Source organism: Thauera terpenica 58Eu, from assembly GCF_000443165.1.
Lineage (GTDB): Bacteria > Pseudomonadota > Gammaproteobacteria > Burkholderiales > Rhodocyclaceae > Thauera > Thauera terpenica.
The window spans coordinates 20,099-31,426 of the sequence record NZ_ATJV01000063.1; the positions used below are offsets into that span (position 1 = coordinate 20,099).

Consider the following 11,328-nt stretch of genomic DNA (forward strand, 5'->3'; position numbering starts at 1 on the left):
CCAACGATGACCGGGCAGAGAGCCGAGCCCGGCAGGAGACAAAGAGTGAAATACGAGTCGATTGATCTCGCGGTGAGCGACGGGGTGGCGCGTCTCACCCTAGACCAGGCGGAGATCGGCAACCCCTTCAACGAGCTGTTCTGCAATGACTGGCTGGCGGTGTCCGGCGAGCTCGCGGCGCGTCGCGACGTACGCGCGATTTTGCTGACTGCGAACGGCAAGTTCTTCAGCGTCGGCGGCGACATCCGCATGTTCGTCGACCAACTCGACGAACTGCCGGCGCGCATTCGCCAATGGACCGCCGCGCTGCACACTGGTTTGGCGCGCTTTGCGCGGCTGGATGCGCCGATGATCGCGGCGGTCCATGGCGTGGCGATGGGCGGAGCGGCGGCGCTGATCGGCAGTTGCGACGTCGTGTATGTAGGCCGCAGCGCGAGCATCGGCGCAGCCTATCCCGGCATCGGCTTCTCCTGCGACGCCGGCGCGTCGCGTTCGCTTGCTTCGCGCATGGGCCACGCTCGGGCGCGGCGCTTCCTGATCTGCGCGGAAACGCTGAACGCAGAGCAGGCGCTTGACTGCGGTCTCGCGGACTACGTCGTCGATGACGCCGAGCTCGCAGTCGCAGCCGAAGCCATGGCGCAGCAACTGGCCGCCGGGCCGACGCGCGCATTCGGCGAGGTCCGCCGGCTGTTCAACAAGGTATGGAGCCAGTCGCTGGAAGCGCAGCTCGAGGACGAAGCGCAGGCGCTCGCCGCGGTGGCGGGCAGCGCGGACGCCCGCGAAGGCATCCGTGCGTTCGCGGCGAAGCGCAGGCCCGGCTTCGTCGGCAGCTGAAGCGGCGGCGCGGTGAGACCGATTTCAATTCATCCAAAGGTGTGAACGATGTGGCTCCATGCTGACATTGCCTCCCTGGCAGACATTCCCCGCTACTACGCCCGCGTGGACGGCGAGCGCGTGGCCCTGATGAACGCACGGCGAAAGGAGACCTTCCGCGAGCTCGACCTGGTGTCGAGCCGGCTGGCGAACCTGATCGTCGACAGCGGTGCCGGCCCCGGCAGCGTGATCGCCTTCTTCGGCAAGAACTCGATCGAGTATTTCGAGGCGATGTTCGCCGCGAGCAAGGCCGGCTGCACCCTGCTGCCGCTCAACTGGCGCCTGTCGGCGGCCGAACTGGCGGCGGTGCTCGAGGATGCGGCGCCCCGGCTGATCCTGGTCGACGCCGAGTACTGTGGGCTGATGCAGAAGGTGCGCGAGCTCGGCGCGCCCGCGGCCACGACCATCGCCTTCGACTCGACCAGCGGTGAGGAAACCGAGCTGAGCCGCCGGCTGGCCGATTGCAGCGAAGTCGATCCGGCGTTGCCGGTGCGCCCGGAAGACACCGCGCTGCTGCTCTATACCTCGGGGACCACCGGGCAGCCCAAGGGGGTGCAGCTGACCCACGGCGGGATCAACTTCATGCGCCTGTGCGAGCACCTGGAGAGCGCCTTCAGCTGGCAGCCCGACGACGTGATGATGTTCATCATGCCGAACTTCCACCTCGTCGGCACCGGCCTGTCGCTGCAGGGGCTCTACAACGGCGTGCCGCTGACCATCCTGCCCGGGCTCGACGTGCCGAACCTGCTGGCGACGATCCGGCGCGACAGGCCGACGATCTGCTGCCTGGTGCCGACGGCGATCCAGATGATCCTCGACCATCCCGACGCGGCCACGACGGATTTCTCGTCGCTGCGGCTGGTGATGTACGCCGGCTCGCCGATCACCGCGTCGCTGCTCAAGCGCGCGATGGTGACGATGGGCTGCGATTTCATGCAGTTCTACGGCGCGACCGAGACCTGCGGCGCGGTGACGCTGCTGCGCCCCGAACAGCACGACCTCGCCGACGAGAGCAAGCTGAAGGCCTGCGGCACGCCGGTTCCGCTGGTCGAGCTCAAGGTGCTCAGCGCCGCGGGCGACGACGTGCCCGACGGCGAGATCGGCGAATTCGTGGTGCGCTCGCCGGCGATGTTCAAGGGCTATCTGAACAAGCCTTCGATGACCGAGGCGGTGCTCTCCGGCGGCTGGTACCGCACCGGCGACGCCGGCTACCGTGGCAAGGACGGCCTGTTCTACCTGGTCGACCGCACCAAGGACATGATCATCTCGGGCGGCGAGAACGTCTATTCCACCGAGGTGGAACAGGTGCTCAGCAAGCACCCGGCGGTGTCGCAGGTCGCGGTGATCGGCCTGCCCGACGAGCGCTGGGGCGAGCGCGTGACCGCGATCGTGGTGCCGGCCGAAGGCGCCGCGCTCAGCGCGGACGAACTGATCGCCCACTGCCGCCAGCTGATCGCCGCCTACAAGGCGCCCAAGCAGGTGATCTTCGCCGACAAGCTGCCGATGACGCCGACCGGCAAGATCCTCAAGACCGCGCTGCGCAAGCAGTTCGGCGAGCCGGAGGCGGCCCGGGGTTGAGGCCGGCGGGGGCGCCGGGCGAGCAGGGGCCGCCGGCGCTGCCGCCGGCTTTCAACGCATTCCCCGCAGCCCCCGTAGGTTGTGCCGAAAGGCACAACTGTGCGGCGGTGGGTGTGCTCGACGGCCGGGCGTTGTGCCTCGCCTGCGCTCGGCACAACCTACGGCTCGGCCGTGCGGTGGTGGGGGTGTTCGACGGCCGGGCGTTGTGCCTCGCTTGCGCTCGGCACAACCTACCGCTCGGCCGTGCGGTGGCGGTGTGCTCGACGGCCGGGTGTTGTGCCTTGCTTGCGCTCGGCACAACCTACCGCTCGGCTGTGCGGTGGCGGTGTGCTCGACGGCCGGGTGTTGTGCCTCGCGTGCGCTCGGCACAACCTACGGCTCGGCTGTGCGGTGGTGGTGTGCTCGATGGCCTGGCGTTGTGCCTCGCTTGCGCTCGGCACAACCTACGGCTCGGCACAATCCGCCGTTCCCGTAGGTTGTGCCGTCAGGCACAACGCACAGGTGGTTCACACAGCCCGTAGGTTGTGCCGCCAGGCACAACAACCGCCAATCTTCATCCCGCCTTCAGCCCATCCGTTTCTTCCCCCATGCACCAGTCCGCCGGATAAATCCCGGCCTGTACGAAGCGGGCGAAGCTCGAATACGGCCACTCGTCCGGGCGGGTGGCGAGTCCGTGCCTGACCGGGTTCCAGTGGATGTAGTCGCAGTGCCGCGCGAAGTCCACGTCGTCGCGGATGCGGTGCTCCCAGAAACGCCGCTGCCATACGCAGCGCTCGCGGCGGGAAGGGGAGCCGCGAAGCGATTTTGCGGCTGGCGGCAGGCTGCGGGTGAAGCTGCCCTTGATGCGGTTCCAGCGCGTGGAGAAATCCGCGTCGCCGTCGGGCAGCGTCCAGATGCAGTGCAGGTGGTCGGGCAGCAGCACCAGCGCGTCGATGCGATAGGGCGCGACGGTTCTGGTGTGGGCGAATGCGGCGCGCAGGCGTGCGACGTTGGCCGGATCGGCGAACAGAGGACGCCGCCGCCAGGTGACGAGGGTGAAGAACCAGGTGGCGCCGGGGCTGCGGTCACGACGGTAACGCATGCCTTCATTATATGTTGAATGAGTTTTGAGTGGCGGGGTGCAGCGCCTTGGCGGGTATGGCCGCGGTGGCACGTCTGACGGCCGGGCGTTGTGCCTCGCCTGCGCTCGGCACAACCTGCCGCTCGGCTGTGCGGTGGTAGTGTGCTCGATGGCCGGGTGTTGTGCCTCGCTTGCGCTCGGCACAACCTACGCCGCCGTTCTCGTAGGTTGTGCCGGCAGGCACAACACTCGTCCAGCCCGGTGACTAGCAGCGAGACCAGCCGGTAGGCGTTGTACGGCACGTACAGCTCGCGCTTGCCGACGAGCTTCCTGTCATAGCACTCGAGCGAGCCGTTGAAGCCGCTGCCGTCGTGCCTGGCCGTTGGTTGCCGCACGCGCTCATTCGGCCGATCCTGCGCTGCAGATGCTTGAACATTGCTCCCCCGCCGAATTTTCTTCGCTTGCGGCAAGTAGCGTGAGCCGATGGCGGCTGCGCGGCCGTTCTCTTCGGACTTCATCCGGCCGGCATCGATCCGAATGGCAGGGCAGATTGCCTGGACGCGCTGCAAGCCGACCGCCAGGGCCGATACGGTTCAGTCAAGCAGATCGCATCGTAGGCTTGCTCCCTCCCCCCTCGCGGGACCCGCCGTATTGCTCCTAGCCGGGCAGCCTTGGTCCTGTGTCATGGCTCAGTCGTGGGGTAGGGCCGAGAGAAACGGGTGAAGTAACTCGAGCGACGTAAACTGACATGACATATGCTCTGTTTTGGTAATTGAACGTGCCTATCAGATCGCAAATTAAAACGGTTGACTTAAATAATCCTCGAGACGTAGAGTAAGCCATGAGTACGGAAAACACACCAATCGATGAAGCCGCGGATCCCATGGGTCTTCAGCAACCCCTTGGGAAGACAGAGCGCACCAAGCTCGCCTTGATGCTTGCGGCGGAGCGGCTGTTCGGTGATCTGGGAATCGATGCCGTCGGCTTGCGGGCCGTCAGCGAGGCTGCGGGCCAGAAGAACAACAACGCGGTCCAGTACCACTTCGGCGACAAGATGAACTTGCTCACCTCGATCTTCGAGTTCCGTGAAGGATTGTTTCAGCCCCTGCGCCAGCAGATGCTGGAGCAGGCGGAAGCGCAGGGGAGACTGGGCGATCTGCGCGGGCTCCTGCGGGTCTGCTTCGAACCGAACTTCCGCCTGTATCGGGATCAGCAGGGAATCAGCTATCTCAAGTTGCACGTGGCGTATCTGGCCACGCACCGGCCGCGCGGGGTACGGCATCCGGTGGATTACGACTCGCCAAACACCGTCATCTTCCGCCGCGCGATCGCATTGCTCGGGCAACGGCTTGCGTTCCTCGGCGAGCGTCGTTTCTGGCTGCGCCTGGAAAGCGCGGGAGCGATGTTCCTCAGTGCCTTGATCCAGCACTCCGCGCGCACGGAGGAGCGGAATCTGCCGGCCGACGAGTTGTTCGAGGACGTCATCGAAATGATGGCTGCTGCGCTCTCCGCGCCCCCTGGCCACCATTCCGGTACCGACTGAAGCGTTCCATCACTCAAACACACCCCTTCCTGTGCAGAAGGGGATTCACTGGAGGCAGACATATGCAACATGCAGCAGCGTCACGCTACATCATTCCTTTCGATGTGCCGGCCGGCACCGACCTGGCCGTGGTCGGGGGCAAAGGGGCCAATCTCGGCAGGCTGACGCAGGCGGGATTCGATGTGCCCGCGGGGTTCGTGGTCGGCACCGATGCGTACAAGTCGCATATCGAAAACCTCAAGGACAGGATCTCCGACGCCCTGTCCTCGATCAGCTACGCGGATGCAGATGCGCTGGAGGAGTCGGTTCAGCGCATCCGTAGCTGGATCGTCGAGGTCGACATGCCGGTGGCCATCGCCAACGAGATCGTCGCCGGGTACGCCGGTCTCGGCGACCGGATCTTCGTGGCAGTGCGTTCCTCGGGGACCGCCGAAGACCTCGAGGGCGCCTCGTTTGCCGGCCTGCACGACACCTACCTGGACATCCGCGGGCGGGATTGCCTGATCGATGCGGTGAAGCGCTGCTGGGCGAGCCTGTGGACCGCACGCGCCGTGTCCTATCGCAAGACCCAGGGTTTCGACCAGTTTCCCTCGATCGCCGTGGTCATCCAGACCATGGTGGCGTCCGAGGTGTCCGGCGTGATGTTCACCGGCAATCCGATCAACACCGCCACCGACCAGATCCTGATCAATGCGAGTTGGGGGCTGGGTGAGGCGATCGTGTCGGGCATCGTCACCCCGGACGAGTACATTGTGCGCCACAAGACGCTCAAGGTGCTCGAGCGCACCCTCGGCAGCAAGCTGGTGATGACCGTGCGCAATCCGGACACCGGCGTCGGCACCGTGGAGCGCCACGTCGAGGAAGCCCGGGCCCGGGCTTTCACTTTCGACGACGAGCAAGTTGCCGAGCTTGCCGACCTCGGACGTCGCATTCAGGCCGCCTACGATGATCTGCCGCAAGACATCGAATGGGCCTATGCCGGAGGCAGGTTCTATGTACTGCAGGCGCGCCCGATCACCGGCGTCGAGTTCTCCTGGGATGCCGATGTCACCGAAAGTGTCCAGGGCAATGACGAGGCCACGCCGCATGACACCATCTGGTCGCGCACCTTCCCCGAGGAGATGTGGACCGGCGCGATCTCCCCGCTGATGTTCTCGTGGCGTTGCTGGGGGCTCAACCAGTGCCACAGTCTCGGCGTTCACACCTTCGGCTTTCCGGAGCTGGATTACACGACGGAGCGCCTGTGGATCTATCACAAGGGCGTCTCGTACTACAACTGCAAGAATGATCTGGAGCTGATCAAGGCCGCCGTGCCGCCCCAGTTGCGTGCCGGCATGCTGGACAAGATCCCGAAGGACTGGCACGACGAGGCGCTCGAGGCATCCTTCGACTGGGACCGCTACATCGAGATGTTCCTGAAGGTGGAAGCGAACCGTCCGGACATGGGATACAACTGGTGGAAGGCAATCCGCGACGACTTCATCGACAACAGGGACTACCGCGAGGCGACGTGTCCGCGTTCGCGCAGTGAGTACGGCGCGATGTCCGATGGTGAGCTCAAACAGTTCATCGCGGATGTGGTGAGGCTCGAGATCTCGTCCTACGATCCGCCGTGGAACGGCCTGTTGTGGTACATGCGCGAGGCCCTGGGGTGGATCGCCTGGATCAGCGAGAACTGGTACGACGGTGGCCGTGCCAACATCTTCATGGACCTGGTGACCGGCACACGCAATCCGACCGTCACCTCCGAGGACAACTTCGCCGTGTGGGAACTGGCGGACATGATCCACCGCTCGCCGGAGCTGAAGTCCCTGCTTGCCAAGTACCCCGACACGCGCTTCTTCGACTACCTCGATCAGTGCATCGACGGGCCGGCCTTCCGTGCCAAGTACGCCGAGCACGTGCGCCTGCGTGGCCACCGCGGGCATCCCGACCGTGACATCTATTTCCACCGCCGGGCGGATGATCCGATGGTCGATCTGCGCCTCATCCCTGCGCTGATGGGTACGCCCGATCCGCGCTTCCAGGAACATCGCATGCGCGATCGCCTGGAAGAAACGATCACCCATGTTCATGACAATCTGCGCGCGCAGCCCGTACTCGGTGTTTTCAAGGCCAAGCTGTTCAAGTTCCTGATCGACTTCGCGCATCACAGCATCGAATACCGCGACAACGAGCGCGAGGTGATGGATTGGTCCACCTATGCCATCAAGCTCGCCTTCGAGGACGTGGGTCGCCGCTGCGTCGAGCGTGGCCGTCTGGCGGAGATGCGCGAGTGCTACTTCCTGACCATGGAAGAACTGTACGGCGTGCTCGACGGCACGGCCAACATGAAACTGTGCCGCGCCAAGATCGAGGTACGCCGCAGGAACTTCGACAAGGTCAACAGCAAGGCAGCCCACCCGGCGCCGTACCTGCAGTTCGGCCGTCCGGCACCGATCGACCAGCCGGAGATCTCCGGCGATGGCGTGCTGCGCGGCAAGACCACCAGCGTCGGCAAGGTCACCGGTGTCGCACGGGTGGTGCATGAGCTGTCGCAGATCGGGCGGGTGAAGCAGGGCGACATCCTGATCGTACATGCCACGGATCCTGGCTGGACCTCGGTCTTCATGCTCATCAAGGGCATCGTTCTCGAAACCGGCGGGCTCATCAGCCACGGTGCGCTGCTCGCCCGCGAGTACGGGCTGCCCGGCGTGCAGATCGAGGGGGCGCTGCAACTCGTTCCGGACGGGGCGACGATCACGCTGGACGGCGACAACGGCCTCGTGGTCATTCATGACGAGACCGAAGAAACGGAGGAAATCAGGTAGGCGGCCTGATCGATGGCAGGCGGGAGACAGCACGAGTGCCATTCGCCATGCCTTCAGGATCAAAAATTTTTTCATCTAACAGTATGGTAGGTGACGATATGTCAAAGGACTAGTGAAGTCGTGGCCGGGGCTTTCGAAGCAAGCACCCTGGCCGCGGCCACGAGTTCGCGCGAGATGAAGATAGATGGCAACACGAATGCACCAATGAGGAGCGCGCTGCACGGAAGTGGAAAGTGTTTCTGGTTCCGTGTGCGCCCTTGAATAACAGGAAGGGGACAAATCATGAGAACGAGCAATTGGCACCGCGCCAGGCGTACACGCAGCTTCGTGGTTAGTGCATTACCGGCAACGGCGATGTTGGCTGCAGCCGCCGCCCACGCGTTTTCCTTCGACACACCCCCCGACTGGAGCGTCAATCTGGACAACTCGCTCCAGTACACGGTCGGTCAACGAATGCAGGACCGCAACCACAAGATCGGCAATCATCCGTTCTTCGCCCAAGGGGAATACAAGTTCGACAAGGGCGACCTGGTCACCAATCGAATCCAGGATCTGATCGAGTTTCAAGCCGTCTACCAGAACCGAATGGGGGTACGCGTTTCCGGTTCCATCTGGAAGGATTTCGCCTACGACGACAAGGTCAAGACCAACCCGAATCCCGCGTTCTCGACCTTCCTTTCGTATCCGGGAGGACGCTATTCGAGCGACACCAAGCGCTATCACATCGAGGGCGGCGAACTGCTCGATGCCTTCGTGTTCAACAATACCCAGGTGGGTGATTACCCGGTCTATCTCAAGGCGGGGAGGCTGACCCAGTTCTGGGGCAACGCGTTCTTCTTCGGATTCTCGAACATCGCGTATTCGCAATCTCCGGTCGATTACATCAAAGGATTCTCGCAGCCAGGCTCGGAGGTCAAGGAGCTGTTTCTGCCCCGCACACAAGTACTCGCGCAGACCGAGCTGTCGCCGGAACTGTCGATCGCCGCGCAGTATTTCTTCGAATTCGACGGCAACCGCTATCCTGAAGGCGGCACCTTCCTCGGGCCGTTCGACATCCTGTATCGGGGGCCGACGAGTGGCGGGGCGCTCGCCGGTGCGCTCGGCGGGCCGGTCTCCGCGGGCCACGACGATAAGCCGAAAGGCAACAACCAGAACTTCGGTGTGAAAGTCGCCTGGTCGCCCGAGTGGGCCGGCGGCGATCTCGGCTTCTACTACCGGCAACTCGACGAGGTCCATCCCTGGGCGCTTGCCGATATCTCGTCTACCGGCGGCGGGCGGTTGCACTTGTCCTACGCGCAGAAGGTCAAGCTGCTCGGGATCAGCTACGAGCGTAGTTTCGGCTTGCTCAGCACCGGCTTCGAGGCCTCCTACCGCAAGGATACGGCGCTCAACAGCGCGCTGACCAACGGAATCCCGGGCGTGCCGACCACTGAGGGGGCCACCGGCGATATCGTCAACCTGATCGCGAACGCCTTCGTGCAACTCGGTACGACGCCCTTCTACGACACGGGCATTCTGATCGCCGAGTTGAGCTACACGCATCTTGCGCGGGTGACCGGCAACAAGTCGATGTTCAACGGGGTCGGCCACGCGGCGTGTCGCGATAGCGTCAACTCGGCGTTGGCTGGCGACAAGTGGGATGGTTGCGCGACGAAAAACGCGCTCGCGTTCGCGGCGCTCTTCGAGCCGCAGTGGCTGCAGGTATTCCCGAGTGTCGACCTCAGCATGCCCGTTTCCTATACGAGAGGCCTGTACGGCAATGCCGCCTATGCCGCCGGCTCGTTCTATGCCCAAGGCGCGCAGCTCTATTCGATCGGTCTCAAGGCGACCTACAAGAGCAAGCACTCGGTTGCGCTGCAATACAACGGCTACAAGTACAAGTCGGGCGACACGATCGACGTTCCGGGACTCGGTGAGTCCTACGCGGGTTTCGGCGGAAACGGCGCAGTTGCGCTGAACGACAAGGGTTGGCTGCAGCTGACCCTCAAGACTTCGTTCTAACTACTACAACGAGGAGACACCATGAACGCTAAAGCGAGGCATTTCCTTGCGCTGTTCGCTGCCGGTACGTGCGCCCTGGGCGCCTCATCCGTGTCGGCGGCCGTCAGTGCTGAAGAAGCGAAGCAACTGGGCACCACGCTGACCGAATTCGGCGCGGAGAAGGCAGCCAGCAAGGACGGTTCGATTCCAGGCTACGCCGGCGGTCTGGAGAAGGTTGCGGGATACGATCCCAAGACCATGTCGCAGTACATCGACCCGTACAAGGATGAAAAGCCGCTGTATTCGATCGATGCCAGCAACATGACGAAATACGAGGCCGGGTTGACGGAGGGGGCGAAGGCCCTGATGAAGCAGTATCCGAGCTTCCGGATCGACGTGTATCCGAGCCATCGCAGCTTCCGCTACCCCGATTGGGTATTGCAGAACACGGTCAAGAACGCCACCACGGCCAGACTGACCGGCGACGTCGAGGGCGACGCACTGTCGGGGGCGGCCGAGGATGGCCTGCCCTTCGCAGGCATTCCGTTCCCCATCCCGAAGACCGGTTATGAGGTGCTCTGGAACCAAACGGCCCGCTATTCCGCCGCGGTGAGCCACAACATTGGAAAGGGTTACCTGATGGACACTGCCGGCAGCGTCACGACGCTGGCCACGGTGAATTCCTACTTCGTGCATCCGTGGTACGACACGAAAGGCACGCTGCGCAAACAAACCTTCGATGCACTATTCGGCTTTTCCGCGACACTGACCGCACCGCCGTCGTCGGCCGGCACCGTGTTCCTCAACTACTACACCGCCAATGCGGCGGAAGGCGGGCAGAAGGTCTGGTTCTACACGCCGGGCCAGCGCCGCGTGCGCCTGGCGCCGGAGTTCAGCTATGACGTTCCGATCGCCAGCTACGGTGGCGTGACGGTGTGGGACGACATCTACGGTTATCTCGGGCGCATGGATCGTTTTGACTACAAGATCGTGGGCAAGAAAGAGATGATCGTTCCGTACAACGCGTTCGGGCCCACGAACACGCTGGAAACGAAGGACATTCTCGGGACGAAGCACGTCAATCCTGACGCGGTACGCTGGGAAAAACACCGGGTCTGGGTGGTGGACGGCGTTCGCAAGGAGGGGGCGAGGCACGCCTACAGCCGTCGCACCTTCTACGTGGATGAAGACTGCTGGTGCATCGTTGCCTCCGAAGCCTACGACAACGGCGGGGCGCTTTGGCGGGTGAACCTCTACTACAGCTTCCCCACCTATGACACCGGTGGTTTCAATACGGAGACCTGGAGCACCAACGACCTGATCAAGGGCAACTACTTCATCCTCAATACCGGGCATCGGGAACCGGGCAACTCGATTCGCAGCTACGAGACCGCGGAGGGGCTGCCGGTCAGGCTGACGCCCCAGGCGGTGGCCGCCGGCGGCGTCCGCTAGCAGTGGAGGCGGCGGCCGGCAACGAGCCGGCC

Annotated in this window: 7 protein-coding genes and 1 pseudogene; 6 read left to right on the top strand and 2 right to left on the bottom strand. The window is 63.8% G+C overall.

The genetic code is table 11. The annotated features are described in order from the left end of the window. The first annotated feature begins 45 nt into the window (after positions 1-45). Positions 46-834 (top strand): enoyl-CoA hydratase/isomerase family protein, encoded by a 789-nt coding sequence (locus M622_RS32690; RefSeq protein WP_021249892.1) that lies wholly within the window; start codon positions 46-48, stop codon positions 832-834. 48 nt (positions 835-882) lie between these two features. Continuing rightward, positions 883-2,451, top strand: a complete 1,569-nt coding sequence (locus tag M622_RS32695; protein WP_021249893.1) for a long-chain-fatty-acid--CoA ligase — start codon at positions 883-885, stop codon at positions 2,449-2,451. 553 nt (positions 2,452-3,004) lie between these two features. Here M622_RS32695 and M622_RS32700 read toward each other — a convergent pair. Together M622_RS32700 and M622_RS39725 are read right to left on the bottom strand one after the other, a co-directional pair. Next, the gene (locus M622_RS32700) at positions 3,005-3,532 is read right to left on the bottom strand and encodes an REP-associated tyrosine transposase (RefSeq protein WP_021249894.1); all 528 of its coding nucleotides are present in this window, start codon (positions 3,530-3,532) and stop codon (positions 3,005-3,007) included. 266 nt (positions 3,533-3,798) lie between these two features. Beyond that, positions 3,799-4,029 (bottom strand): annotated as a pseudogene (locus tag M622_RS39725) (DUF1329 domain-containing protein); the annotation flags it as partial. Positions 4,030-4,352: 323 nt separating this feature from the next. On the opposite strand from M622_RS39725, the gene M622_RS39385 reads away from it, so the two are divergent. The 4 genes from M622_RS39385 (at position 4,353) to M622_RS32710 (ending at position 11,296) form a co-directional block, all read left to right on the top strand. Next, complete coding sequence (locus M622_RS39385) at positions 4,353-5,054, top strand: TetR/AcrR family transcriptional regulator (protein WP_157282037.1); 702 nt, start codon at positions 4,353-4,355, stop codon at positions 5,052-5,054. A 62-nt stretch (positions 5,055-5,116) separates the two neighbouring features. Beyond that, positions 5,117-7,864 carry a PEP/pyruvate-binding domain-containing protein gene (locus M622_RS39390; protein ID WP_021249896.1) on the top strand — a complete coding sequence of 916 codons (2,748 nt, stop codon included), beginning with the start codon at positions 5,117-5,119 and terminating at the stop codon, positions 7,862-7,864. A gap of 282 nt (positions 7,865-8,146) precedes the next feature. After that, a complete protein-coding gene (locus M622_RS32705; protein ID WP_031347074.1) occupies positions 8,147-9,865 on the top strand; it encodes a DUF1302 domain-containing protein in 1,719 nt (572 codons plus the stop codon). 21 nt (positions 9,866-9,886) lie between these two features. Further along, positions 9,887-11,296: a DUF1329 domain-containing protein gene (locus M622_RS32710; protein ID WP_021249898.1), complete on the top strand. Its 1,410-nt coding sequence runs from the start codon at positions 9,887-9,889 to the stop codon at positions 11,294-11,296. The last annotated feature ends 32 nt before the right edge of the window (positions 11,297-11,328 follow it).